Annotated in this window: 22 protein-coding genes and 3 pseudogenes; 13 read left to right on the top strand and 12 right to left on the bottom strand. The window is 70.3% G+C overall.

Going from position 1 to position 25,917, the window contains the following annotated elements; translation table 11 throughout:
* Positions 1-187 precede the first annotated feature (187 nt).
* The 6 genes from ACWGDX_RS33380 to ACWGDX_RS33355 all read left to right on the top strand — a co-directional run bounded on the left by ACWGDX_RS33380 (position 188) and on the right by ACWGDX_RS33355 (position 6,771).
* Entirely contained in the window at positions 188-1,600 is a 1,413-nt protein-coding gene (locus ACWGDX_RS33380; RefSeq protein ID WP_453631704.1) for a helix-turn-helix domain-containing protein, read from the top strand.
* Positions 1,601-1,615: 15 nt separating this feature from the next.
* Positions 1,616-2,353 carry a toll/interleukin-1 receptor domain-containing protein gene (locus ACWGDX_RS33375; RefSeq protein ID WP_453631702.1) on the top strand — a complete coding sequence of 246 codons (738 nt, stop codon included), beginning with the start codon at positions 1,616-1,618 and terminating at the stop codon, positions 2,351-2,353.
* Positions 2,350-4,329, top strand: coding sequence for a hypothetical protein (locus ACWGDX_RS33370; RefSeq protein WP_453631700.1), 1,980 nt, complete (start codon positions 2,350-2,352; stop codon positions 4,327-4,329). Before ACWGDX_RS33375 ends, ACWGDX_RS33370 begins: the two co-directional genes overlap by 4 nt.
* Positions 4,330-4,375: 46 nt before the next feature.
* Entirely contained in the window at positions 4,376-5,431 is a 1,056-nt protein-coding gene (locus ACWGDX_RS33365; protein ID WP_453631698.1) for a hypothetical protein, read from the top strand.
* Positions 5,432-6,002: 571 nt separating this feature from the next.
* Positions 6,003-6,284 carry a hypothetical protein gene (locus ACWGDX_RS33360; RefSeq protein WP_453631696.1) on the top strand — a complete coding sequence of 94 codons (282 nt, stop codon included), beginning with the start codon at positions 6,003-6,005 and terminating at the stop codon, positions 6,282-6,284.
* Positions 6,271-6,771, top strand: a complete 501-nt coding sequence (locus tag ACWGDX_RS33355) for a hypothetical protein (RefSeq protein WP_453631694.1) — start codon at positions 6,271-6,273, stop codon at positions 6,769-6,771. Before ACWGDX_RS33360 ends, ACWGDX_RS33355 begins: the two co-directional genes overlap by 14 nt.
* Before the next feature lie 150 nt (positions 6,772-6,921).
* On the opposite strand, the gene ACWGDX_RS33350 is transcribed toward ACWGDX_RS33355, so the two are convergent.
* The gene (locus ACWGDX_RS33350; protein WP_453631692.1) at positions 6,922-7,962 is read right to left on the bottom strand and encodes a helix-turn-helix transcriptional regulator; all 1,041 of its coding nucleotides are present in this window, start codon (positions 7,960-7,962) and stop codon (positions 6,922-6,924) included.
* 113 nt (positions 7,963-8,075) lie between these two features.
* Here ACWGDX_RS33350 and ACWGDX_RS33345 point away from each other — a divergent pair, with 113 nt between their 5' ends.
* On the top strand, positions 8,076-8,861 hold the full coding sequence (locus tag ACWGDX_RS33345) for an NIPSNAP family protein (RefSeq protein ID WP_453631690.1): 786 nt from the start codon (positions 8,076-8,078) through the stop codon (positions 8,859-8,861).
* 131 nt (positions 8,862-8,992) lie between these two features.
* Here the strand turns inward: ACWGDX_RS33345 and ACWGDX_RS33340 are convergent, their stop codons facing one another.
* Positions 8,993-9,586 (bottom strand): TetR/AcrR family transcriptional regulator, encoded by a 594-nt coding sequence (locus ACWGDX_RS33340; RefSeq protein WP_453631688.1) that lies wholly within the window; start codon positions 9,584-9,586, stop codon positions 8,993-8,995.
* Positions 9,587-9,717: 131 nt separating this feature from the next.
* Here ACWGDX_RS33340 and ACWGDX_RS33335 point away from each other — a divergent pair, with 131 nt between their 5' ends.
* From ACWGDX_RS33335 to ACWGDX_RS33325, 3 genes are all read left to right on the top strand, one after another.
* The gene (locus tag ACWGDX_RS33335) at positions 9,718-10,461 is read left to right on the top strand and encodes an SDR family NAD(P)-dependent oxidoreductase (protein WP_453631686.1); all 744 of its coding nucleotides are present in this window, start codon (positions 9,718-9,720) and stop codon (positions 10,459-10,461) included.
* A 68-nt stretch (positions 10,462-10,529) separates the two neighbouring features.
* Positions 10,530-10,877, top strand: coding sequence for a VOC family protein (locus ACWGDX_RS33330; RefSeq protein WP_453631684.1), 348 nt, complete (start codon positions 10,530-10,532; stop codon positions 10,875-10,877).
* 18 nt (positions 10,878-10,895) lie between these two features.
* On the top strand, positions 10,896-11,345 hold the full coding sequence (locus ACWGDX_RS33325; RefSeq protein ID WP_453631682.1) for a nitroreductase family deazaflavin-dependent oxidoreductase: 450 nt from the start codon (positions 10,896-10,898) through the stop codon (positions 11,343-11,345).
* 88 nt (positions 11,346-11,433) lie between these two features.
* Here the strand turns inward: ACWGDX_RS33325 and ACWGDX_RS33320 are convergent, their stop codons facing one another.
* From ACWGDX_RS33320 to ACWGDX_RS33280, 9 genes and pseudogenes are all read right to left on the bottom strand, one after another.
* Entirely contained in the window at positions 11,434-13,008 is a 1,575-nt protein-coding gene (locus ACWGDX_RS33320) for a cryptochrome/photolyase family protein (protein ID WP_453631680.1), read from the bottom strand.
* Between the two features lie 325 nt (positions 13,009-13,333).
* Entirely contained in the window at positions 13,334-14,539 is a 1,206-nt protein-coding gene (locus ACWGDX_RS33315) for a vWA domain-containing protein (RefSeq protein ID WP_453631718.1), read from the bottom strand.
* 203 nt (positions 14,540-14,742) lie between these two features.
* Complete coding sequence (locus ACWGDX_RS33310; RefSeq protein ID WP_453631678.1) at positions 14,743-16,071, bottom strand: AAA family ATPase; 1,329 nt, start codon at positions 16,069-16,071, stop codon at positions 14,743-14,745.
* A gap of 108 nt (positions 16,072-16,179) precedes the next feature.
* Positions 16,180-17,835 carry a hypothetical protein gene (locus tag ACWGDX_RS33305; protein WP_453631676.1) on the bottom strand — a complete coding sequence of 552 codons (1,656 nt, stop codon included), beginning with the start codon at positions 17,833-17,835 and terminating at the stop codon, positions 16,180-16,182.
* Between the two features lie 179 nt (positions 17,836-18,014).
* Positions 18,015-18,959, bottom strand: a pseudogene (gene cdgB, locus ACWGDX_RS33300) (diguanylate cyclase CdgB); the annotation flags it as partial.
* A 222-nt stretch (positions 18,960-19,181) separates the two neighbouring features.
* Positions 19,182-19,772 (bottom strand): annotated as a pseudogene (locus ACWGDX_RS33295) (caspase family protein); the annotation flags it as partial.
* 19 nt (positions 19,773-19,791) lie between these two features.
* Entirely contained in the window at positions 19,792-20,304 is a 513-nt protein-coding gene (locus ACWGDX_RS33290; RefSeq protein WP_453631674.1) for an effector-associated constant component EACC1, read from the bottom strand.
* Between the two features lie 213 nt (positions 20,305-20,517).
* The gene (locus tag ACWGDX_RS33285) at positions 20,518-21,300 is read right to left on the bottom strand and encodes an ABC transporter permease (RefSeq protein ID WP_453631672.1); all 783 of its coding nucleotides are present in this window, start codon (positions 21,298-21,300) and stop codon (positions 20,518-20,520) included.
* Complete coding sequence (locus ACWGDX_RS33280) at positions 21,297-22,373, bottom strand: ATP-binding cassette domain-containing protein (protein WP_453631670.1); 1,077 nt, start codon at positions 22,371-22,373, stop codon at positions 21,297-21,299. The genes ACWGDX_RS33285 and ACWGDX_RS33280 overlap by 4 nt, the downstream gene beginning before the upstream one ends.
* 64 nt (positions 22,374-22,437) lie before the next feature.
* Here ACWGDX_RS33280 and ACWGDX_RS33275 point away from each other — a divergent pair, with 64 nt between their 5' ends.
* Together ACWGDX_RS33275 and ACWGDX_RS33270 are read left to right on the top strand one after the other, a co-directional pair.
* Entirely contained in the window at positions 22,438-23,166 is a 729-nt protein-coding gene (locus ACWGDX_RS33275) for a TetR/AcrR family transcriptional regulator (RefSeq protein WP_453631669.1), read from the top strand.
* 168 nt (positions 23,167-23,334) lie between these two features.
* Positions 23,335-24,318: a DUF4232 domain-containing protein gene (locus tag ACWGDX_RS33270; RefSeq protein ID WP_453631667.1), complete on the top strand. Its 984-nt coding sequence runs from the start codon at positions 23,335-23,337 to the stop codon at positions 24,316-24,318.
* Between the two features lie 145 nt (positions 24,319-24,463).
* Here ACWGDX_RS33270 and ACWGDX_RS33265 read toward each other — a convergent pair whose 3' ends face one another.
* Positions 24,464-25,246 (bottom strand): polysaccharide deacetylase family protein, encoded by a 783-nt coding sequence (locus ACWGDX_RS33265; RefSeq protein WP_453631665.1) that lies wholly within the window; start codon positions 25,244-25,246, stop codon positions 24,464-24,466.
* A 420-nt stretch (positions 25,247-25,666) separates the two neighbouring features.
* Between ACWGDX_RS33265 and ACWGDX_RS33260 the strand changes: the two are divergent.
* A pseudogene (locus ACWGDX_RS33260) lies at positions 25,667-25,917 on the top strand (2-isopropylmalate synthase); the annotation flags it as partial.

The raw sequence follows: 25,917 nt of genomic DNA, 5'->3' as shown, positions 1-25,917 counted from the left end.
CTCACCATCGGCTGGGCCGAACCTGCCAGCTCTGACCAGGCCAGCAACGCATGCCGAGGCCGCCTGGAGCCATACATCTTGGGCGATCGCTCCTGACCGATGGGGAAGGGGGGCGTGTCGAGTCGCGGCCCGGCCATGCGCGCTCGATTCCGGATGCCCGAATTCGTCGGGCGGTCTGGACAGACGGATGAGGCGGCTGCTGGCATCCGACTGGAAACAGGAAACAACGGAACTCGGCTTGTCCGACCAGCAGCCGTCACCGCACGCTTGCTCTCGGTTGCTCGGACGACCGGAGTCGGAGGATTGCATGGTCCAGCAGCCAAACCAGTTCGGGCGAGAGTTGCGGAGGCTGCGCCTGGCCTCCGGCATCACACTTGCCGTCCTTGCTGGAATTGTCCACTACAGCAAGGGCCAGTTGAGCAAGGTCGAGCGCGGTATCCAGCCACCCAGCGAGGAGTTGGCCCGCCTCAGTGATGCCGCCCTGGGTGCCGACGGTGCGCTTATCGCCCTCGCTCCCGCAGGGCCGATGGCCGGGAAACCCGTAAGAACGGCTACTGACGACGAGGAGGTGTGGGTAATGCACGTGTCAACAGAAGGCCAGAGCTGGTTCCGGCCCGTCAGCCGCCGGCAGATGATGGCCGCGGGGGCAGCCTCTGCGGTGTCGGGGTTGGGCATCAACGGCCCCGCTCCGTCCGCCGAGTTGGCGGCGGGAGGATTACTGGAAGCGTCCCGTTCGCTCTTCGGGGAGTTCCGCCGACTGGGCCAGATGGGAAGCCCGGCACTGGTACTTCCCGCCCTCATCACCCAGACGCATCTGCTTCGAGACACATCGGCCTCGGCCGACCCTTCCACCCGCCGGGCGTTGCTACGGCTCGCATCCCGGTACGCCGAGTACGCCGGCTGGCTGATGCAGGAGTCGGGAAATGAGGAAGCCGCCCTCTCATGGACTCGGCATGCGGTGGAGCTGGCGGACGCTGGAGGAGACCATGACCTGGCCGCTTACGCACTGGTCCGCCGGGCACTGGTAACGCTCTACAGACGGGACGCCGGGCAGACGATCGAGTTGGCCCGACAGGCGCAGTTCAGTGCTCTACCGCCGAGGATTCGTGGCCTGGCCGCGCAGCGGGAGGCCCAGGGCCATGCTCTCGCCGGCGACTACGACGCGTGCATGCGCTGCCTGGAACGGGCGCGAGGCCAATTCGACCGGGACGAGCGAGAAGCTGAGACGCCTGTCATCGGTCCCACTCATCTGTCCGATCCCGTGGGAATGATCACCGGCTGGTGCCTGCACGACCTGGGCCGGCCGCGTGAGGCCGCCGCGATGCTGGACCGGCAAGTCGCCGAGATTCCGGCGGAGGCCCTTCGTACCCAGGCCCGGTACGGGGCGCGTCGCGCACTCGCCCACGCCGCGGCGGGGGACATCGACCTCGCCTGCGTGTTGACCGGCGAACTGCTTGACTCCGTCACCGCCGCGAACTCCGCCACGATCGCCACCGATACGCGGCACCTCGCCCGTACCTTGGCCCGCCACCCCAGGAACCCGTCGGTGCGCGCCCTGGCACCCTCGTTGACTTCACTCCCGCACCCTGCCGCCCAATAGAGAGGTAACAGGTCCATGCCCGACGTCTTCATCAACTATCGCACCGGAGATGGCGACAAGTGCGCCACCACGATCGAGCGCGAACTCTCCCGCCGCTTCGGAGAGGAGCGGATCTTCTACGCTTCGAAGTCCATCGGGGCCGGAGAGTCCTTCGACCGGGAACTCGTCCGCAATGTACGGCGAAGCAGCCTGCTCCTCGCTGTCATCGGACCGACGTGGGTGCACCGTCCGCAGTTGCATGACGAACAGGACTGGGTCCGCAGAGAGATCCTGGAAGCATTCGCCTGCGGGATCACGGTGATCCCTGTCCTGGACGGGCGGGATGTGGAACGGTTACGCGAGGCAGACCTGCCCGCAGCGCTCAGTCAGCTCGCCAACCGCCAGTCGATCCGGGTCGACCTGCGGCACAACGCCAGGGCGGACCTGGCCCGCGTCGGTGACGAACTCGCGACGTTGGTGCCCTCACTCGAAGCCGCCGATCGCGACGCACAACAGCCGCCGTCCGAGCCCGGCAGCACCAGTAACTCCACGGGTGAAGTGAACGGTCCGGTCGTTCAGGCCCGAGACTTCACCGGCGACGTGGGAACCGTGGTGAAGGGCAGCCAGGGAGTCGTCCACACGGGAACAGGGGACATACGCCATGAACCCCGTCATTTCTCCGGGGATGTAGGAACATACTTCGAGGGAGGCAATCAAGGGGGCGTCCACAACCGGTTCGGCACCTCGCGCAGGCGCGAGGACGGCGACAGGTGACCGACTCGGTCGGCCCCTCCGTGACCGGCAGCCAGGAACAGGTGCACACCGGCAGTGGCCACATCTTCAACTTCGACCGCGAAAACCCCGCGAGCCTGCTGGCGGATCTCAAGGGCAAGAGCCCTCGCGTCGTCGCCGCTGACCAATTGGCCTGGCTGCACCAGAGATTCGTCCACCCGCCCGGTTTCGGTGACGCACGCGACGTTCTCAAGCGCAAGGGCACCGTGCTGCTCGACGGAAAGCCGGGCAGCGGCCGGAACGCCGCCGCGCGCATCCTGTTGCACGAACGGCGAGACGACGCCGGAACGTTCCACGAAGTGGAAACGCGCGAGGAGGGACGTCCCCGTCTCGATCCCGAAATCGTAGAGGCGGGTGATCAGTTACTGCTGAACTTGTCGGGCGCGGACGAACACCTTTGGAGCGAAGTCCAGGACGAGCTCGCCACGTTCCGGAGCATGGTGGTGGAACGCCAGGCCCATCTGGTGGTGACACTCCCCTACCAGCGAGCGACGAGACTCCACACCGATCTCATCGCCTTTCACGTCGAGATCGGGCGCGGACCGGGCATGGATGTACTGCAGAGCTATCTGCGGAAGTCCGGGATCCCCGTCTCCGAGACCTTGCGGCCGGTCCCAGCGCTGTCCGAGCATCTGGACAACCTGCCGCCGATGCGGGAGATCGCCGAACTCGCCGCTCTGATCGAGGCCGCACGCCGAAGAGCGCGGGAACAGGGGAGCTTCTCCGACTGGTGCGAGCATGCACTGGACGCGGTGCGGGATCGAGCCGGTCAAGTGGCTGCACTCCTTGCCGAGCTCCCCTCGGGTCGGCAAAGAGCCCTGCTCCTGACGACGGCCATGCTGTCCGGAGCACATGCCGATGACCTTCACCACGCCACTGACCAACTACTGCGCACCGTGAACTATCCCAAGGACGAGACGCCCCTCCTGGAGCGTGCGGACCTCGCCGAACGATTTACCGAAATCAAGGCAGAAGCCGATGCCGACGGCATGGTGCGCTTCACCGGGCTCGGCTACGACGCCGCCGTGCGCGCGCATTTCTGGAACCACGTACCCGACCTCCGTGTCCGTTTGCGCGACTGGGTCGGCCACGCCGTTGAACCCGGAAGGCTCGCCCAAAGAGGCCGCGACCTGCTGATCGAGCGGTTCGCCGAGCAATGGCTACGTACCAGCCCCCCACGAGGGCTGGTGGAACTGGTGGAACGCTGGACCGCGACAACACGATGGGAACCAAGACTCCGTGCCGCGGCTCAGGTGCTCGAATACGGTCTCAAGGACGAACGGCACAGCGCCTTCTTCCGTTCCGCGATCTACAACTGGTCCGGCAGGGAAGGGCTGACGGACGAACTCACCCAAGTACTTGTGGGAGTCTGCGCCGAAGTGCTGACGCTGTCCCATCCTGACCAGGCCATGGTCCGATTGCACCATCTGGCCAGACGGCAGCGCGAGAAGACGAGCGCCTTCGAAGCCCTGCTCGTTCTCGTCCGACGCGATCACTGGATGCGTCGCCGTATGCTTCACAGGCTCGGCCGCGACCTCACCTCGGCGCAGTGGCAGGTTGACGCCCGGCTGTTCCTGGAGCTCAGTGATCCGGCGCTTCTCATCAACCCTGGTCCCCGTCGTGCACAGTCGCTCCTCCCCGATGGAGTCGTCCGCAGCCGGCTGGCAGCTGGGTGGGCCGGAGTATTCCGTCTGCTCCCCCAGCACGAGTGGAGCAGCCCACTGACCCGCTGGCTGGTCGCCGCCGGTGAGAACGACCAGTACAGCGACGTATTCCTCGATGTTCTGGTCGCCGGTGCCGCACACCGCGCAGCCATCTTCGGCGCCCTGTATATGACCGCACGTGACTGGACCGCGGCCGGGACCGGCTCCCGAGAAGACCGAGCCGAGGTTACGACCCGGCTTCTGCACAAGATCAGTGCCGCCCAGCGCCGCCAAGCCGCCGCACCCTCGCTGTGACACCGCATCAGGGAGACAGTGCCCCATGAGTTCAAGCCGCACCATCATGACGGTCTTCATCACCGTCATCGCCGGACTCGTCCTTGCCATCATCGCCCTGGGCGCCGGCTGGCCGCAGTGGACCTGGCCGCTGATCGGTGTCCTTCTTCTGCTTGTCCCGGTGGTGGAGGTCAAGACAGCCGCCCGCCGAAGGCCGGGCGAGGTCCCGCCCCAACTGGTGCCATATCTGCCCGCCACGCCGGTGGAAAGCCGTGAGTTGCGCCTCATCGATGTCGCTCTGCCGAGCGAGGCTGACGACTACGATTTCCTCTTCTCGGCCACGGTGCGCTGGTGCCCGGCCGACGGGCAGGCCGACACTCCCTTGGTCAATCCGGGCGGCCTGGCGGCCGAGGCCGTCCTCGAAAGAGCTCGCCGTATCACCGAAAAACGCTCACCGGGCAGAAGCTCGCTCGTCCAGCACGAGCTCAACGGTGGGCTGAGCACCCTGGAACTGGATGTCTCGGAACGGGTACTGGCCATGGCCGAGGCGACCACACTCGCTCTCGCCCCGCGCGACCAGGAACGCCTCGACAAGCTCGCCGCGGTCCGCAAGGACGAACAGCTCTGGGAACACGAACGGCGCTGGGAGCAGAGCAAACGCGCATATCTCGGCGATGACGTACTGAAGGATGCCGGCAGCACCGTGGTCTGGTGGCTTGCCCGGAACGACGACCACGTCGAACGCACCGTGAACGACCTGGGCCTTCTCGCTCAACTCTCATCAGCCGCGAACAACGAGGACGTCCCCGAACAGTTCCGTCACCTCGTACCGTTCCCAGCTCCCGAACCGGACCTGTTCCAGGAGAACCTCGACGTCGCCGCAGAGGCGGACTCATCGGAACAAGAACCTTCTGCCGCTGACCACTTCGACGCCTTCTTACGATCGGCGGGCATGACGGACGACGATCCACGACGGCCCTTGTTCGTCCGGCAGGTGGCCGAGCACGCCAAGTGGCACGAGCTGGCTGACATCGAGGAAGAGCTGCTTGAGCGGTTCGATGCCCCCTACGTCCAGGAGTCGGACGATACGGCAGTCGCGCCGGATCCGGATCCGAACCCGTGATGAGCCCGTGATGACAGTCGCCGTGCTTCGCCAACTGTGACCCAGCAAGGGGGCTCCCATGTCATTCCATCTCCAGTTGCAGCCGACACCAGGCAAACCGATATCAGTCGTCCGGCTGCGACGAGCGATGGCGGACGCATGGCACAGGATGAGGGACAAACTCACAAGATTCCTTGGCCGTACTGGCAACGGCGAAGCACCAGCGGTCCGGACGGAAATAAACGGCGCGACGCTACTGGCGACATATGACACCCAGGAAAGAGACTTATTACCAGCAGCAACCAGTGAACCGTGGGAGCTCCAGCTACGGCGACTCCTCGCATCAGCTCCAACTGCAGGAGTAAAAGTGCGAGCACTGCTTGCCGAGACCGATCCCGCAATCCGAATGACATCGACATTCCTGACGGTCAAGAACTCCATGAGCGGCGGAGCAGTATACGGACCGGTGATCCAAGCCGGGACCGTAAACAGGCTGACGTTCGACAAAGGGCCAACAACGAATGACGTGGTCGAGCCATAAAGGCGGTAGCTCGGTTCTCAGAGCGGGTATTCTCTTCCGCCCCTTCGGGCCATGCCGCCGGGTACCCAATCCGCAGGATCGCGCGCGCTGTATCCCCAGACGGATTCGGAGTGGGACCGCGGAGGGCTCGTCGGCCAAGTGCAGGTAGAGGTGTCCAACGGCCTGACGGTAACCTCGGCCACGCGCAGCCTGTCAAGCGACGGCTACAAGAACGGAAGCAGTAACCCCGTCATGAAACAGATCTCGGACGCTGCCAAGTTCATCTGGCCTGATGGTCAGACGGACATGGACGTGAAGATCACCTGGATTGAGGAAGTATATGTACCGTACTAGACGAAGCCGGCAATCCCCGTTTGTCGCCATCCTCGCCGCGGTCCTCGTGATGAGTGTGTCCGGCTGCACCGACGAAGGAGATTTCCCCGTCCCGACAGAAGGGCAGGTCGTCGGCGCCTGGAGCAATCCCGGAGGGGACTGGATCAACTTCAAGAAAGACGGGACGGGCCTCATTTCGGCGGGGGCACAGCTTCAACTGAGCAGTCTGATAGAGGAAAGCGAAACCAGAGAGGTGTGTGGGTTTTCCTGGAAGGTGGACACTATTCCTGCGGGAGGGGATGTGTGGGTTGCCGTCAACTTCCGGGATGGGCAGTGCGGATCGCCGGGGTTGGGTAATTTTGGCCTGTACGCCTACTCCGCGGAATCCAAAGAACTGCGTCTGTCGCCGGCCGTTGAATTCCCGAAACCCGGCGAGGTCTATTCTCGATCGGATGCGAAGCAGCCTGCCGCCCTTGGGCAGGGGGAAGCGGACCCGGCTGACGGGTGATCGATGCGGCCTTCCCCCGTCGGCCGCTGGGTCAGCGGGTTTTCACATGACCCTCGTCGCGCCTGGTGCGGACCTCCCTCCCAGGGGACGTCCGCGCCAGGCGCGCGGCCCATGATCCCCGGTCCGGGCCTCTGTGTTGTGCAGACCTGTTCAGGCGTTTGGCGTCAGGTCTGCGCCCGGTCGGCCGGATGCCTCTGTCTCGGTCCCGTCGGGGCGGATGTGGCCATAGGTCCGGGCGAGTACGGACACCGTGTCGGCCATGGCCTGCCGCAGTTCTTCCGGCGCGACGACCTCGACGTCGATACCGAGCCGTAGCAGTTCCCCGCACGCGTGGTCGGTGCTCTCGGTCGGGATGACGGCCTCGCTCCAGCCGTCATCGCCGACCGCGGTCGCGGTGGCGTCGAAGGCCCGTACCACCTCAGGGGGGACGTTGGCGGCCAGCCGCTCGCGTCCCCTCGGTGACAGCCGGATGGTGGCGGTGCCCGTATGGCGGCGCGTTCGGAAGCCGTCCAGGTAGGACGACCAGTACTCGCCCAGGACGAAGTCCTCCGGCCGTTCGAAGCGCTCATCGCTCAGAACCGCGTCGAGGACCTGGGTGATCCGGTAGGTGGCGGTCCGGCCCCTGGCCGCTGCCACGAGGTACCAGGTACCGGACTTGAGCACCAGGCCATAGGGATACAGCCGGCGGTCCACCTCCTGCGGTTCGCGCCAGCGGCGGTACCGCACGTCCACCGCTCGCCGGCTGAACACCGCCTCCACGAGCAGGGGCAGATATGGGGTCGCCTCGGCTTCCCGGTACCAACCCGGAGCATCCCAGAGGAACACCGCGTCGGTCCGCGTCGCCTCTTCGCGCATGCCCGCGGGCAGAGCGGCCAGCAACTTCAGCCGCGTCGCGGCCACTTCCTCGGCGAGCCCCAGATCGGCGGCGGGCGTGGGCAGTCCCGCGAGGAACAGCACCCTGGCCTCACGCTCGCTCAACCCGGTGAGGCGGGTGCGGTAACCGTCGAGCAGCTGATAGCCGCCGGCGCGGCCCTGCTCGGCATAGACCGGGACCCCGGTGGCCTGGAGACGGTCCAGGTCGCGGTAGGCGGTACGCACGGAGACCCCCAGCTCATCGGCCAGCCGTCGTGCCGACATACGGCCACGGGTCTGGAGCAACAGCAGCATCGACAGCAACCGGTCGGCGGACATACGAGGATTCTGCTCCGGAACACTGACAGGTACTGGCACACGTGGGCCCTACCGTCTGGCCGAGGTCGGTCCACCCGGCTCGAAGTGTGAGAAGAAGAAGAACGGAGTCCGCCGTGCCCGGAACCGACCCCACCGGCCACCCCGCTGTGATCGAGCTGCGCCAGTACACCCTGCGCCCCGGCCGACGGGACGAGCTCATCGAGCTGTTCGACCGGGAGTTCGTCGAAACGCAGGAAGAGACCGGAATGATCGTCCTCGGTCAGTTCCGCGACCTCGACGATCCGGACCGTTTCGTCTGGCTGCGCGGCTTCACGGACATGGAGGCCCGGCGGGAGGCCCTGTCGGCCTTCTACGGCGGGCCGGTCTGGGCCGCGCACGGTCCCCGGGCCAATGCCACCATGGTCGATTCCGACGATGTCCTGCTGCTGCGGCCCCTGCCGGCCTGGCGGGGCTTCGCGGTGACCCCATCGGAACGGCGGCTGTCAGGCGCCACGGCACCGGACCGGTATGTGGTCGCCGCGCTGTGGCACTTCCCGCCGGACACCCACGCCCCGAACACCCTCGACCCGGACACCCACGACCCGGACACCCACGACGGCATCGGACTGATCCAGGACGGTCTCGTCCCGCTGCTGCGGCAGACAGGGCCCGCGCCATTCGCCGTCCTCGCCACGGAGACGGCAGCCAACACATTTCCCAGGCTCCCGGTCCGCACCGGGGAGAACGTCGTCGCGGTCTTCACCTCGTACCCGGACGAGAACGCTCACCGCCGCCACCTCGCCGACGCGATGGCCCATCCCCTCGTACGGGACGAGATCCTTCCGGACATCGAGCGGGCACAGACCGCGGCCCCCCAGCTCCTGCGGCTGGCGCCCACGGCCCGCTCACTCATCCGTTAGAGGTAACGGGGCGTAGAGGTAGCGACGTGTTGAGGTAACGGCGCGCCCTCGCTCCGTCGGTGCGAAGACCGGCGGGATCACCGGCTTCCAGCCGCCACCGGGCACCGCTGTCGACCCGACCAGGGGGCGGCTCAATCCGGGATCGCGGCGTTCACCACAACGGCCGCCAGGGTGCGGGCCGCGTTTTCGGCGCTGGGGTCGCGGTCCATCCAGGCGCTGATGCCGGCGCCGTCGTAGAGCAGGACCAGCTGCTGGGCGAGCGATCTGGCGTCGGCGGCGCCGGCCTGCCGGGCCAGGTCGTGGAAGAGGTCGTGCAGCCACGCGCGGTAGTCCTGGGCGGCCCGGTCGACCACGCCTCCGGGCGGGGCGTCGGAGCTGGCGCTGACGAACGCGCAGCCGCGGAAGCCCGGCTCGGTGAAGGACAGCCCCTGTACCTCGAAGGCGCCGATCAGACGCTCCTTCGGGGTGTCGTAGCGCGCGCGCAGCTCGCGCTCCATCCGCTCGACGGTGGCCGCGTGGCGGGCCTGGAGATAGGCCCTGACCAGGCCGTCCTTGTTTCCGAACGCGCTGTAGAGCGTCGCCTTGGCGACCCCCGCGCGCTCGATGACCCGATCGATCCCGACCGACTGCACACCTTCGGCGTAGAACAACTCGTTGGCCGCCGCCAGCAGTCGCGCCCGCGCGGCAGCACTGCGTTCCTTGGGAGAAGGCAGCTTTTCAGACATAGCCCCACCTTAACAGACCGATCTGTCTGTCTGGAAGGAGGACCTCGGGTGTTGACATAGGCAGACAGGTCTGTCTACCTTCCTCTTGCCAGACAGACCAGTCTGACTTCCATTCTCGAAAGGTGTCTTCCATGTCCGCGCAGAGCACCGCCTCCGACTCCCGCCCCCTGACCGCGCTGGTCACCGGCGCCACCTCCGGCATCGGCCGGGCCATCGCCAACCGGCTGGCCGCCGACGGCCTGTCCGTCGTCGTGGTGGGCCGCAACACCCAGCGCGGCACCGAGACCGTGGCGGAGATCGCCGCGGCCGGCGGCCAGGCCCGGTTCGTCGCCGTCGACCTCACCACCCCGGACGGCGCGAGCCGGCTGGCCGCCGAGGTGGGCGAGATCGACGTACTGGTCAACAACGCCGGGGTGTCGTTCTGGGCGCCGACCGAGGAGCTGAAGCCGGCCGACTACGACGCCATGTTCGACGGCAACGTCCGCGCGCCCTTCTTCCTGGTGGCCGCCTTCGCCCCGGCGATGGCCGCGAGGGGGTCGGGCAGTGTGATCAACATCGGCAGCATGGCCGGCAGCCTCGGCCTCGCCACCGGTGCGGCCTACGGTGCGACCAAGGCCGCGCTGGCCTCGCTGACCCAGAGCTGGACGGCCGAGTACAGCGCCCGCGGTGTCCGCTTCAACACCGTGGCCCCCGGCCCGGTCTACACCCGGCCCGAAGGCCGTGAACTGTTCGACGCGCTGGGCGCGACCACCGCGATGAAGCGGGCCGCCGAGCCCGCCGAGATCGCCGAGGTGGTCGCCTTCCTGGCCTCGCCGAAGGCCAGCTATGTCACCGGTGCCACGGTCGCCGTGGACGGCGGCCGGACCGCGATCTGAGCAGGCTCCCGACTCCCCCACCCGACCCCCAAAGCCATGAGTCCGCTTCACCCCGAGGAGTAACGATCATGAGTAGCACCCTGTACAGCCTGAGCGTCGACACCGCGGACGCCGCCAAGCTGGCCCGCTTCTGGGCGGACGCGTTGGGGCGGCGGGTCGCCCCCGGCGCGAGCGCCGAGTTCGCCGCGATCGACCCGGCGGAGGGCGTGCCGAGGTTGAGCTTCCATCAGGTTCCCGAGCCGAAGTCGGTGAAGAACCGGCTCCATCTCGACCTGGTCACCACCGAGTTCGAGGCCGAGTCGAAGCGGCTGACCGCACTCGGCGCGACCCCGCTGAACGACGTCGACAAGGGCACGGTGCGCTGGACCACCTTCGCCGACCCCGAGGGCAACGAGTTCGACCTGGTCGCGGGCTGAGAGCGGAGGAGCGCCGATATGAGCAACGCCGACATGGAGTACGAGCCCAGCCCGAGCGAGCGCGTTCGGGAGCAGGTGGCACGGTACGAGGCGACCGGCGGGCGCGAGGGCGGCACGCTGGAGGGCCGTCCGGTGGTCATCCTGACCAGCAGGGGCGCGAAGTCCGGCAAGGTCAGGAAGACCCCGCTGATCCGGATCGAGCAGGACGGCGTCTACGCGGTGACGGCCTCCGCCGCCGGGGCGCCGGAACACCCTGCCTGGTACTGGAACGTACTGGCCGACCCGCGGGTGCGGTTGCAGGACGGCGACCGGGTCCGGGAGTTCCGGGCCCGGGAGCCGGCCGGGGAGGAGTTGGCCCGCTGGTGGGCGGTGGCCGAAGCGCACTGGCCGCACTTCGCCGAGTACCGGGAGCGGGCGGGCGACCGGGTGATCCCCCTGCTGCTCCTGGAACCGGCCGACCTTGGCTGAGCCCGGCGGGCGCGGGGAGCAGTCCCTCGTCGGGTCGGTGCCGCCCAGGTCCTGTCCCGGCGTGGGCGGAGAAAGCCCGCCGGGCCGGTCAGGGAGGTGTGTCGGCGCGGCGCGCGACGGTGTCGAGGAGTTCCGGCAGGTCTACGAGCCGGTCGAGGCCCTTGACGGCGCGGGCCGTACGGTGATTGGCGGCCAGCCGGTCGCGGTGGCGGTGCAGGAAGGCCCAGTAACCGGCGGTGTAGGGGCAGGCGTGGTCACCCGTGCGCTGGGTGGGGCGGTAGGCGCAGGGGCCGCACAGGTCGCTCATCCGGTGGATGTAGGCCCCGCCGGAGGTGTAGGGCTTGGTGGTCATGAGGCCGCCGTCGGCGTACTGGGACATGCCGACGACGTTGGGGAGCATCACCCAGTCGTAGCCGTCGACGAAGCAGCGGTGGAACCAGTCCGTGACGGCGGCCGGGTCCCAGCCGTCCTGGAGGGCGCGGCTGCCGAGGACCATCAGGCGGGGGATGTGGTGGGTCCAGCCCGTGTCCCGTACCTGAGCGAGCACGGTGGACAGGCAGTTGGCGGTGACCGCGTCGGCGTCCAGGTCGAGGAACCAGTCCGGCAGGGGGGCGGTGTGGCGCAGTGCGTTGCGGTGGCGGTAGTCCTCACCGAAGTGCCAGTACAGGTGCCAGACGTACTCGCGCCAGCCGGCGATCTGCCGGACGAAGCCCTCGACGCTGCTGAGGGGCGCGTCGCCGGCCCGGTAGGCCCGCTCGGCGTGTTCCACGCATTCGGCCGGGTCGAGGAGACCGAGGTTCAGGGGCGCGGACAGCAGACTGTGGCTCATCACCGGGTCGCCCGCGAGCATGGCGTCCTCGTATCGGCCGAAGTCCGGCAGCCGGTGGGTGACGAACCGCCGCAGCGCGGACAGCGCCTCGCGCCGGGTGGCGGGGAAGAGCCTGGGGCCGTCACGGCCGACGAAGGAGACATCGCCGTCGCGCTCCCAGCGGTCGAGGTCGTGGCGGACCTCCTCGTCGATGGCGTCCTCGCGCGCCTGCCAGGGACCCCGGACGCCGAGGGTTTCCTGTCCGCGCGGCGGGGGTTCGCGGTTGTCGTGGTCGAGGTTCCACCGCCCGCCCGCCGGACCGTCGCCGTCCATGAGCAGGTCGTGCCGCTCGCGCACCCAGCGGTAGAAGCCCTCCAGCCGCAGGCCCTTCCCGCCGCCGCGGCCGGCCCACTCGGCGAAGTCGTCGTGGCTCACCATGAAGCCCTTCGCCGGGAGGATCTCCACTCCGTTCCGCGCGCCGACGAAGTCCAGTGCCCGGCGCGAGGTGGGGTGACAGACCGTCAGCCGGTCACCGGCGCCGCGCTCCCGTGAGGGGCCCGAGTTCCCGTCATGAGCGCCCGTCCGGCGGGACGCCGGACGCCCGAGGGCCTGCTCCAGACCCTCGGCGTACGTCTCGGCCCGCACATAGATGACCCGGTCGCCGAGTTCGGCGGCGCGGTGCCGCATCGCCGAGAGCACCAGATGGGCTTTGGCGCGGTGGAAACGACGCCTGCGCAGCACCGAACGCGCCTCGATCATGACCACCGGAGCCTGGGCGTCGGGTCCGCCATGGCGCGGGTCCACGAAATGCGGACCGAGCTGGTCCCCGAACAGCCAGTGGGGCCGTGGCGCCATGAAGTCCCGCCTCTCACAGCCGACGCGCCGCGCGCCGCCGACGCGGTGACCATCGGATCTCCCGCCCGGCCGATGCTGTCAGCCTCCACCCGCACCCCTGCGCCGACACTCCGTCGGACCGGTGCCCCGTCCGGGGCCCGCCGACCGGCACCCGAGACGCACGGCACGGCAGGCGGCCTTCCGGCAACGTCGAGCAAGCCCCGTCGAGCAAGCCCGTCGAGTGAGCCCCGTCGAGCAAGACCCGTCGAGAGCCCGTAAAGCGAGCCCGTCGAGCGAGCCCCCTGCCGAAGGGCCGGACCCGATTCTCACGAACCGGACCCGATTCTCAGGAAATGGTGACGACACGCGCCCAGGGCGGCGGGGTGTCCGGGACGTACTCGGGATCTTCCTCGTCCACCGGGCTCGCCGGACGGGGGAAGAGTCCGACAACGGTGCGACACGGCGGCCGTGCGGAGGGCCATGGCGTCTGACCGTCCGTCAGGGCGACGATCACGTCCGGGCGGGGCCGGGAGCGGAGCGCGCGGGCGAAACCGGAACGCAGATCCGTTCCCCCGCCGCCGACCAGTTCGATGTTCTCGGTGCGGCAGAGCGCGACGGCGACCCCGGCCGCCGCGTCGCAGGAGATCACCGACACCAGGTCGCGGCGCCCGCCCACCGCCCGCGAGATCGCCGCCACCTCCAGCAGCGCGCTGCCCAGCTCGGCGTCGCTCACCGACCCGGAGGTGTCGATCACGACGCAGACCCGGGGCGGCATACGGCGCAGGCCCGGCAGCAGCACACCGGGGACACCGGCCGAGCGCCGGGACGGACGCCGGTAGCTGTGGTTCTCGCCCGCCCCCGGCGCGCTCGCCGCGGAGCGGACCGCCGCCCCCAGCAACTGCCGCCACGGCTGCGGTGGATGGAACGCCTCGTCGGCCCACCGGCGCCATCCCTCCGGAGCTTCGCCCGGCCGTCCCCTGATCCCCTCGGCGACCCGGAAGCGGACCGCGTCCCGCTGCTGCTTGCTGAGGCCGTGCGCCCCGTCGGGTCCCAGCTCCCACGGCCGGTCCTGCCCGTCGGCCCCACTGCCGCAGTCCAGCCAGGCCAGATCACCGGTGAGGCCCGACATCGACGCCGTGCGCAGGTACTCCTCCATCAGCAGCCCGTCGGCCATCCGCAGCAGCGACGGGAGCACGGCCCCGGCGGGCAGGGGCAGACCGTCACCGTAGATGTCGTCGTTGATCTCGAAGTCGGCGGCGATGTTCCGCCGCAGCCGCGCGCCCGGCCCGTACTCCTCGTGCTCCCGCGCGTACCGCTCGCCCCGCCCGTGGTGGTCCCGGAGCAGATGGGAGACCTCGTGCACCCAGACGCCCGCCAGTTCCTCCACCGGGAGGCACGCCACGAAGGCGGGGGAGACATAGCAGCGCCAGTGCGCGTCCACCGCCATCGTCGGCACCGACCGGTCCTCCACCACGTGCAGCGCGAAGAGCGCGCTCGCCAGGTAGGGCCGGACCTTCACCGCGTGCAGCCGGGCGGCCAGCAGTTTCTCCATGTCCAGCGGCAGTCCGGGCGGGCCGTACGGTGTGCCGGAGCCGTACGGTCCGCCGGGGCCTGCCGGTCCGCCGGGGTCTGCGGGTGCGCCGGAACCGTACGGTCTGCCGGAGCCGTACGGCGGCTTCGGTACGGTGGCCCGCACCGGGCGCGGCGGCGCGGGCCGGGCCATCGGGCGCGGCAGCGGGGGCTTCGCGCCCCCCGTCATCGGCGTACCCCCGTCGCACGCCGGGCGTCGGCCGCCGCCGCGACCCGCCCCACCGACCGGTCCGCCCGCCGGGTCAGACCGATCACCCCGGCCAGCCGCTCCACCGCCTCCGGCACCTCCCAGTCGTCGCGCCGCAACGACGCCAGCGCGGTGGCGGGAGCGACCAGCAAATCGGGGGCGCCGGTCTCCAGCGCCCGGACCAGCACCGCCCAGCCCGCCTCCCACCGGGCCCGCTCGGGCCGCGCCCCGACGGCGGCCACCACCGCCTCCAGCGCGGCCTGACGCAGATCGCCCCGCTCCGGCAGCTCGGCGGCGGCCGGATCGGCGAGCAGCGACTCCGGGTCCGGCAGGTCCATCCGGTCCAGATGGGCGAGGAGTTCGAGCCCCGGCCCGTCCCCCACCGTGCCCCGGACCAGCAGTGCCAGCACCTCCCGGGAGACGGAGGCCGCCGTGGAGAAGGCCAGCAGGGCCAACGCGGCCTCCCAGCTCCGGGGCGAGGGCCAGGCCCCGCCGCGCCGTGTCTCCGTGCTGGGCAGCCGGTGGATCAGCGTCGGCCGGGCTTCCAGGAATCCGCAGACCGCGCGCCGGGCGAAAGCCACCGCCTCCGGCAGCCGCTCAGGCACCAGCCGGGGCAGCTGCGCCCGGGGCCAGACGCCGCCCAGCCCGCGCACCACCACCTCCCGGTCGTGCACCCAGTACAGATGGACGAACCGGTTGGCCAGCGGCGGACTCAGCTCCCATCCGTCCGCCGCCGACGCGCTCGGATTGGCCGCGGCCACGATCCGTACGTCCGGCGGCAGTCGCAGCGCGCCGACCCTCCGCTCCAGGACGACACGGAGCAGCGCGGCCTGGACGGCCGGGGTGGCGGTGGAGAGTTCGTCCAGGAAGAGCAGCCCCCGCCCGGCCCGTACCAGTTCGACGGCCCACTGCGGCGGCGCCATCGGCACCCCCTGCACCGCCGGGTCGTCGCCGACGATGGGCAGCCCGGAGAAGTCGGTCGGCTCGTGGACGCTGGCGATCACGGTCGTCAGCGGCAGGTCGAGGGAAGCGGCGAGGTGCGTCAGGGCCGCGGTCTTGCCGATGCCCGGCTCGCCCCAGAGCAGCACGGGCAGGTCGGCCGCGACGGCCAGGGTGAGCGCTTCGAGCTGCTCGTCGGGGCGCGGCTCGGTGGTGGTCGCACGCAGGAGGGCCAGGAGGTCGTCGGCGACGGCGAGTTGGGCGCCGATGAGGGCGCCGGCGTCCGGGACCGAGGCGAGAGCGGGGGCGGGGGTGGGTGCCGGAGCAGGGGCCGGAGCGGGAGCGGGCAGGAAGGTACTGGACGGCATGGGCATCACCTTGGGTGGGATGAGGGATCGGGACGGCACGTCCCGGACGACATGGGCGCGCGGCGCGGAACGCGCGGCGTGAGCAAAGGACTCGGATGGGGCGGCCGGTCAGCCGGCACTCAGCTTCATGCCGGTACGGGGCCGGGCCCGGCTGCTCCGCTTGAGGCGCGTCGCGGGAGGCGTACGGCGGTCGAGCCGGGGGCGGTGGCCCGCCTCCGCGTGCCTCGGGTCCGAGGTGTTTCCGCCCGCCACCGGACCGGCACCGGGATGCACGGCGACCAACCCCGAGCGGAAGAGCCCGTGGTCGACGCGGCGGGCCGCGGCCGACTCCAGTTCGTCCCGCAGCGGCCCCTCGCGCAGGATCGCAGCGGGACCGAGCAGCCCCTCGACCACGGCCAGGGCCCCGGCGATGTCACCGTGGCCCAGTCGCTCCCGGACCGCGGGCAGTGCCTCGGGGTTACGGTGCACCTCGTCGATCGCCCGCAGGCAGGGCAGCGCGGGGCCGCCGAGCGCCACCAGCAGTTCCTCCCGGCGCAGTTGTGCCGGGTCGTGGTCGATCGCCGTGAGTGTCCCGTCCCGCAGCGCTATCCGGTGGACCTCACCCCGGCAGTCCACCCGGTGCGGATCGCCGGGCCGGCGGACGGACCCGGCCACCGGTCCCGAACCGGCCGACACCACTACGCCGGACGACACCACCGAACCGGCCGACACCGCTGGGCCGGACGCCGCCAATGACGCCGCCAGAACCGCGGCGACGAGCGGATGCAGCCGATCGGTGGTGATCAGCCCGGCCCGCAGCAGCTCCAGGTCCGGAAGGACCCGCGCCGCCGCCTCCGGCAGCACCGGAAGCACCGCGACCTCCTGCGGCGGCAGCGTTTCCCGCAGCGGCCGGAACGTCGGGGTATGGCTGTCGTCGGGGGCGACGAGTTCGAGCACGGCGCGGCTCCGCGCACCGAGCCGCACGGTGAAGGCCCCGCGAGGGCGGCCCTCGGCCCCCAGCAGCAGTTCGGCCTCGGCGGCCCACCGCGCCGCCGCCCACGAGCAGTTGTGACTGGACGACGCCCACGAGCAGTCGTGAACGGACGACGCCCGCGAGCAGTCGTGTACGGCGCACTGATCGGACGGGTCCGGCACGCACGGCCGGGAGGCCGGTGTATGGGGCAGGTCAGGCGGCGCCATGGACAGTGCCACGCCCGCACCGCACCGCCGCGCCAGTTCGCCGCTCCGCTCGGAGTCCCAGAGATGCCGGTGCAGGTCGAGCCGGTAACGCCGGTCGGGATGTGGATGCGGGTGCGGATACGGGTGCGGATACGTACGCGGCCGGTGCCCGGGGGCGCCGTCCCCGGACTCCTCCCACAGAGCCAGGGATATCCGCTGTCCGGCGTCCGCCCAGGCCGGCGGTGTCCGCGCCACCAGCTGGAACGGCGTGGCGCCGGAACTCCCGTAACGGGCCAGGGAGATGGTCAGACCGGGCCGGAGCCGCCCGTCGGGGGCGATCCGGGGCATGTGCCAGCGGAGCAGATCCGGCGCCAGCCGGCGCAGATCCGCACGGAGGCGGGTGAGAAGACCGGTGCCGTGGCGGTCGCGCACGGCGCGCAGATCGAAATCGATGTCGACCCGGGCTGCGGCGCATGCCCCGGCCCAGTCGCCGACCGCACGCCGTGCGGTCGCGGTCTCGATCATGGACGGTGGCACGGCGTACTCACGCACGCGCTGCCACATCAGCAGGTGGGCCGGAATCGTGTTCGCGAAGTGATGTGCCATCAGCACTCACCTTGCTCGAACGATTCCCCCGATCTGTACGAGGAGAAGTTCATCATCCCGGGGATCATAAGCACCAGGACGAGGATCTGTCAGTCCGTTTCGGCCGACCTGGTGCCGCCAGTGCCGCCGGCGCTGCCGATGCCACCAGTGCCACCGGCGCCACCGGCGCCGCCCGGGGCCCTGCGGTCCTCGATGTCCTCGACGTGGGTCAGCAGATAGCGGGGCCCGTCCACGGTGTCCGCGACAACGGAGTTGCGCATGGACACCCAGACGTACGAGCCGTCGCGCGAGCCGTCGCGCCGCGCGAGGCGCACTTCGGCGCGGCCGCCCTCGGCCGAGGTGCGGAGCAGGGTCCCGATGTCCTCGGGATGCACCAGATCGGAGAAGGAGTACCGGCGCATCGCGGACGCGGGCCGGCCGAGCAGTCGGCACAGCGCGTCGTTGGCCCGCACGATCCGGCCGTGCTGATCGCCGCCCATCTCGGCGACGGCCATACCGCTGGGCGCGTACTCGAACGCCTGCCGGAACGACTCCTCACTCGCGCGCAGCGCCTGCTGCTCCCGCTCCAGGCGCACCAGGGCCCGCTGCATGTTCCCGCGCAGCCGGGCGTTGCTGACGGCGACGGCGGCATGGGCCGCGTAGACCTGAAGTGCCTCCCGGCCCCATGGGCCGGGGCGGCGCCCGCTGCGCGGCCGGTCGACCGATATGACACCGAGGAGTTCCTCATCCCCTTCTCTCGGCAGGTACATCGGTGCGAACAGCCGGTCGGCGGGGTGCCATTCGTCCTCGAACTGAGGCATGGGTCCTTCGGTGTGCCACTGCGGTACGTCGTCGTTGTCGAGGACCCAGCCCTCGGTGTGCGGGATGAAGCGGAGGGAGCCCCACGGCTCACCCATGGTGAGGCGTCGGTCCCAGGAGGCGCGCGAGCCCACTCTGCCGGTGATCAGGGCCTCGGCGGCGGGGCTGCCGGAGAAGGCGGCGACGACGAGGTCACCGTCCGGGCGGACCAGATTGACGGCGGCGAGTTCGTAACCGAGTCCCGCGACGACGCCGTCGGCGACGGACTGAAGGGTGTCGGCGAGGCTCCGCGCGGGCGACACCTGGGTGATGAGCTGGTCGAGCAGGCTCCGGAGGCTGGCGAGCCGGACATACGGTTCCGACTCGGTGGCGGTCGACTCGGCGTGGCCCCCGGCACTCGCCTGTGCCGAGGTCCAGTTGTCCCAGCCGCGCTGCGCGGTCGCGGCCACCGGCTGGAAAGCCGTGTTGCGAAGGAAGGGCGCCTTGCCCAGGCTGTCACGGCAGAGCCGGTGCGGCTCGGGGAGCGCCTTCAGACCGAGTTCCACCCGCAGCCGCTGGTAGATCGTGTCCAGATCGAGGAATTCGCCGCCCTCCAGGACACCGTCCTTGATCAGTCTGATCAGTTCGCCCGTGAACGCGGTGAACCGCTCGCCGGGCGGAGACACCGCGACCGCGTTCTCGGCGGCGGCTGCGAGCAGATAGGTGCCCTCGACCTCCAGTTCGGCGCCGGCGGACTGGGTGCCGAAGGTGCGCGCGCTGTAGCAGCAGTCGGCGATGAGGATCCGCCGGGCGGCGGGGCTGTGCTCGATCGACCGGCGGATCCATTCGTGGGGGACGGCCGTGTCATGCACGGACATCCGGTCGCTGTCCCCGACGGCCAGGTGCAGTTGGCCCGTCCTCGGTTCGATCAGCCCGTGCCCCGCGTAGTACACGAGCAGGGTGTCCTTGGCGGCTTCCGCCGCCTCCGCCACGGACTTGGAGAGCTGACGCGGTGTCTGCGGGTCGAGGACCAGATGGCAGTTCTCCGGGGGAAGCCCCCAGATGTCCTGCTGCGTGAAGAGATCCGCGAGGGTCCTCACCCCGTTCTCGACGGCGGGCAGATCGTGGAGCGTGTCGAAGGCACCGACTCCTATCAGCACCGCGCGCGAGGTCGCGGGGTCAGGCAGGTTCGCCACACCCGTCCCCTTGCCCGTCGGTACGGTCGTCCTGACCGTCGGTCCGGTCGTCTCGACGGTCGGTCCAACCGCCAGTCTGGTCGTCGGTCCCGCCGCTGGTCCGACCGTCGGTCCGGTCGTCTCGGCTGCCGGTCCCGCCGCTGGTCCCGCCGTCGGTCAGGGACTCCAGCAGGCGCCGCGTTTCCTCGGGCGAGGAGTCGGAGATGGTGACCCTGACACCGTCGGGGCGCTCCACCGTGACGACCGGCTGCCCTGGCCGGGTCGCGCGCCAAGCGGCCAGGGACAGGGCGAGCGAGGCGGCGCTGAAGCCGCTGCTCACCACCAGCGAGATCAGGTCGATCACATCGCCCTGGGCTCCCGCCCGGGGCGGCCTTGCCGTGTCGAGTACGGGGCGCGCGTGGCGACGGGCCGCGGGCTCCGCGAGCAGCCAGGTGTGCAGGGACCGCAGCTCGCCCTCCGCCGTATCCTCGTCCCCCAAGCCGACGCCCAGTCTCACCCGCGACCCCTTCGTTTCCGGTTCTTTTCCGTCCCGCCCACGACAGCGGGTGGGACAGCTTAGGACCGATGGCGCGGAGCACGACATTCCGGTGATCAGGGGAACGCGGGATCCCGAGGAGGGCGTCGGCGGCCGGTCGGGCACGTTGCTGGCGCCCCTGCACGGGTGCACCCCTGCACCCATGCACCCCTGCCGCCTGCCCGATTCCGTCGCTCACTCCCGGCTGTCGGCGTACCGCCGTACGGCGAGCGGTACGAAAAGTACGAGCAGCACCAGCGACCAGAGCACCGATCCGGCCACAGGATGCGCCACCGGCCAGGCGGCGCCCGCCGTCGGCGCCGTATCGCCGCAGAGAACGCGGACGGCCGTGGCGAGCGCGCTGATCGGGTTCCACTCGGCGACCGTACGCAGCCAGTCGGGCAACCCGGCCGTGGGGATGTACGCGTTGGAGAGCAGCGGCAGCACGAAGGTCGCGGCGCCCAGCTGACCGGCCACCTCCTCATTCCGGATGAGCAGTCCGAGACAGGTGCCGAGCCAGTTGGCCGCGAAGCGGAAGAGCAGCAGCAGCCCGAAGGCGCCGAACGCGCCGGGCACCGAGCCGTCGATCCGCCAGCCCACCGCGAGCCCCACCAGAATCAGGGGCACCATCCCGACGGCCGTGGTGAGCAGATCAGCGGCGGTCTGTCCGAGCGGTACGGCGACCCTGCTCATCGGCATCGTCCTGAACCGGTCCATGACTCCGCGCTGTACGTCCTGTGCGGCCTGGAACATCCCGGTCATGATGCCGCCCGCGGCCGTCGAGGCGAGCAGTCCCGGCACCAGGAAGGCGCGGTACTGCTCGCCAGGCGTCGCCAGCGCGCTGCCGAAGACATAGCCGAAGAAGAGCAGCATGTTGATCGGCATGGTCTGGGTGAGGATCATCACGCCCGGCGCGTGCCTGATCCGCTGGAGATGACGTCCGAGGACGGTCCCGGTCTCGTACACGACGGCGCTCATGCCGCGCGCCCCTTTCCGTGGTGGCGACGGGTGTCCGCGCCGGGGTCCGAGTGGCGGGCGGCGGGCGGGTCGGCGGGCGGGTCCGTAGCCCTGTCGACAGCCGGGCCGATGGCGCGGCCGGTCAGTCGCAGGAAGACCTCGTCGAGTGTCGGCGGGCGCAGACTCGCGTCGGCCACCGGCACACCCGCCGCGTCCAGTTCCCGGACGAGCCGGGGCAGGGTCAGCGCGGGGTCCGTCGCCACGGCTCCCGCCGTACGGCGCTGCCGGTCGAGCACGGGCTCCGCGCCGGTCAGCCGGTCGAGCACGCCCGCGGCCGTGATGAGCGCCTCCTCGGCGGTCCGCCCCGCCGTCTCCCCGGCGAGCACCACCTCCGCGTACGAGCCGATCAGCGACTTCAGCCCGGCCGGACTGCCCTGGTGGGCAGCACGGCCCCGGTCGATCAGCACGATGTCGTCGGCCAGCCGGTCGGCCTCCTCCAGATACTGCGTGGTCAGCAGAACGGTGGTGCCCCGGTCGGCGAGTTCGCGTACGGCGTGCCAGATCTGGTTCCTGCTGTGCGGATCGAGTCCGGTGGTCGGCTCGTCGAGGAAGAGCACCCGGGGACGGGTCAGCAGACCGGCGGCCAGATCCAGCCGTCGCCGCATCCCGCCCGAGTAGGTCCGTACCGCCCGGTCGGCGGCGTCCGTCAGCTCGAAGCGCTCCAGCAGCTCATCGGCGCGGGCCCGGCCCGCGGCGCCTCTGATCCGGAGCAGCCGGGCGAAGAGCCGGAGATTCTCACGGCCGGTCAACTCGGCGTCCACGGAGGCGTCCTGACCGGTGACGCCGATCGACCGGCGCACCGCGCCCGGGGCGCGGACCACATCGTGTCCGGCGACCAGGGCGGTCCCGGCGTCGGGCGTGGTGAGGGTGGTCAGGATCCGTACGGCGGTGGTCTTGCCCGCGCCGTTCGGTCCGAGCACCCCGCAGACGGTGCCCTCGGCGACGGCGAGATCCAGCCCGCGCAGGGCCTGCACACGGCCGCCGCCGAACCGCTTCTCCAGACCTTCACTAAGTACGTCGTACGTAGTTGTCATGCGGCCCACCGTATCTCACTACGTACGTTGTACGTAACTAAGATGGTGGACGAGGTGATGACCGATGGCGGGGCGACCTGCTGAACCCCACGTGATCTGGGCGCGTCCGGAGCGGTCGGGCCGCGGTCCCAGGCCGGCGTTCAGCCGCGCCGATATCGCGGCGGCGGCCGTCCGTGTCGCCGACGCGGGCGGCATCGACGCCGTGACCATGCGTCATGTCGCCGCCGAACTGGGCTGCGGCACGATGTCGCTGTACAACTACGTGCCGCGCAAGGAGGATCTGTACGAGCTGATGGCCGACCGGGTCGCCGGCGAGTACGACCTGCCCGAGAAGCCGTCCGGGGACTGGCGGGCCGACCTGACCGCCCTCGCGCACCGGGCCCGCGCGATGATGCGGGCGCACCCCTGGATGGCGCGGCTGATGTCGGCGGTCTACGGATTCAGCCCGAACGCGATGCGCTACCTCGAATACAGCCTGACCTGCCTGGACACCCTCGACGTGCCCTACGGCGAGAAGATGGAGCTGGTGGCGATGGTCAACGGCGTCGTGACCACCTATGTCGCCAATGAGCTCCAGACCGCCGAGCGCGCCAAGTCCCTGCCCTGGTCCGCGGAGCAGGAGCACGCCGTACGCATCGCCTACATGGGGCGCGAGATCGCCTCCGGCCGCTATCCCCGGCTGGCGGCGGCGTTCGCGGAGGACTCGGGGCCGATCGATCTGGACGCCGTCTTTGACCGGGCGCTCGCGCGGGTCCTGGACGGTTTCACCACTCGGCGCCCGGAGACCCCCTAGGTCCTGTCCGGATCTGCCGGGCTCGCGTGCCCTGGCACCGCGCCCGCGGTCCGGGTGCCGCCCGAGCCAGGTCCACCCCTGCGCGACCGCCCATCTTGTAGCACCCCTGTGACCCGCGCTGTGACCCCCATCACGCGTGCGGGGTCAATGACTTGATGAGATGACCGGATGAGCCGACCCGCCTCTCTTCGCCCACGCCTCGCCGCGACCGCGCCCTTCCTGGCGGCTCTCGCCGCGATCGCTCCGCTGCTCACGGCCTGCGGGACGGAGAGCGCGGGCGCCGGGAACACCGGCGCGAGCGCGGCCGTACCGCCGTCCCGCACACAGGTCGACGATCCGGGCAAGGACGGCGTACGGATCACCTCGTTGACCCTCCCGTCGGCTTCCCCGTCGGCTTCCCCCTCGCCCAGCCGCAGTTACTCCGTCTCCGCCGAAAGCCTCGACACGGACCCCGACGCGGACTCGGGGGTCGTCGCCGCCTACGAGATCACCAACGAGGGCACCGAGACCCTGACCTACTCGGTTGTCTTCACCTTCATGAGCGGTGACGGCGGGGCCGTGGCCAACCAGAGCGCGACCGTGCGCGACGTCCGCCCCGGGAAGACCGTGCGGGGCACGGTCCGGGCCGGGGGCCTGCCGCCCGGCGCGCCGCGGATAACGCGGGCCGAGGTGCTCGACGTGACCAAGGTCCCCGCGGGCGAGGCGCCGGCCGAGCCGGGCACCTGCCCCGCCTCCGGGATCCGGGTCAGCGCCGACGAGGGCGACGCGGCCATGGGACTGCGCGTCGTGGGTCTGCACCTCGACAACTGCGGCACGCGCCCCTACACCGTCGAGGGCTACCCGCTGCTGGAACTCCTCGACGCCGACCGCGAGCCCGTCGACGGTATCGAGATCCTCGACGGCAGCGGCGAGATCACCACCGGCGCCGGGCCCGACGAACAGCCCCTGCCCGTCACGCTCGGCCCCGGCGAGTCGGCGACCGCCGGCCTGGTCTGGCGCAACACCACCGAGTCCGGCACGCCGGTGAACGTGCCTTACGTACGGGTCCGGGCGAAGGCCGGCGCCGACCCGGTGACGGTGACCCCGGACCTCGATCTCGGAACCACCGGAAAGCTCGGCGTCAGACCGTGGAAGAAGGCGGAGCCCAGGTAGGGCTCTGTCAGGTGATGCCGTAGGACTGCCAGTAACTCCGTCCGCGACCGCCGCGCCCTCGCCGCCCAGACACGGGAACAGCGCCTCGCCGGTACAACCGCGCCGCCCCGAGGTCCCCGGTTCCCGTCCGCCGACGCAAGCAGTGTCACCGGACGGGGAAGCCGAAGGAGTACCCCTGCTCCTTCAGCCAGGGCAGCACCTCGCGCAGGGCGGCCACGGTCTGGGAGCGGTCGCCTCCCGCGTCGTGGAAGAGGACGGTCGGGCCGTCGGAGATCTCCTTCTTGACGGTGGCGACCATGGTGTCCGCGCCGGGGCGCTCGAAGTCCCTGGAGTCGACGTTCCAGCCCAGCGGCCGCATCCCCCGGGACGCGGCGAGCTGCCGGCTGTACGGGGTGAAGGCGCCGCCCGGGGCCCGGTAGTACTGGGGGCGGACGCCTCCGGACGCCTTGGTGATCATGCGCTCGGCGTCCAGGATCTGCTGGGACTGGTAGGCCTCGGACTGCTTGTCCATGGTGGTGTCGTGCGAGACCGTGTGGTTGCACAGCCGGTGCCCGGCCGCCACGACCGCCTTGACCAGGTCCGGGTACGCCTGGGCCTGTGTGCCCACCATGCAGAACGTGGCCTTCGTACCGCTGTCCTTGAGCAGTTGCAGCACCTGCGGGGTCCAGACCGGGTCCGGTCCGTCGTCGATGGTGATGTTGACGCCCCGGGCGCCGCGGTCCGAGGCGTGCGCGATGTCCGCCGCCACCTTGGCCACCGTCCGGTCCTGGGGCCGGGCGTCCGGCGCCGAGACACGCGCTTGCGGCTGCCGCCCTCCGGCGGGGTTGGCCTGCGCGGTCCACACCGAGGTGGCGGCCGCCAGCGTTGTCACCCCGAGCGCCGCCGCGAGAAGCCGGCCGTGCCATCCCCTTCCCTTGTGCTTTGCCATGTCCGCCCGCCCCTTTGCCGTCTCCGCCGATGCCGTGCACCCATGAAGTCATACGAACGCCCGTACAGGACCCGCTGTTACTGATCACGGACGAATCCGCAGGGGGCCGACGACAAACGCGGGATTTCCGCGACAGACGAGGGGGCGCAACGGCCTCGGCAAGGACGCGAGGGCACAGGGCCCTGTACCGGAAGGCAACGAAGACGCGCGCCGTTCCTCGCGGATGCGGCCCCGCCGCAGAATTGACCCACATTGACCGGCGGGTCGCGTGTGATCCCGGGGCGCCCCATCCGTACCGAAAGGATGACTCCGGCCGGTCGGTGACCCCGCGTCCCCACCCCCTGACCAGGCCCACCGCATCGCCACCACGCCACCACGCCACGGCGCTCGGCCCGCGAGCACACCAGGAGTTCCACGCGCATGTCCGATCGATCCTTCGCCTCTGTCGGCGGTGTCACGCCCGTGACCAATGCGACGCACACCCAGCGCGCGTCCGGAATGCCCATCCATAAGTACGGCCGGTATGAGGCGGTGGACATTCCTGACCGCACTTGGCCCGACAAGCGGGTCACCGTCGCTCCGCGCTGGCTGTCGACGGATTTGCGTGATGGTAATCAGGCGTTGATCGATCCGATGTCGCCGGTGCGTAAGCGGGAGATGTTCGATCTGCT

The organism is Streptomyces sp. NPDC055025 (genome assembly GCF_053608565.1).
The sequence above is the reverse complement of the archived record's forward strand: the minus strand, read 5'-3'. Positions and strand labels throughout refer to the sequence as shown.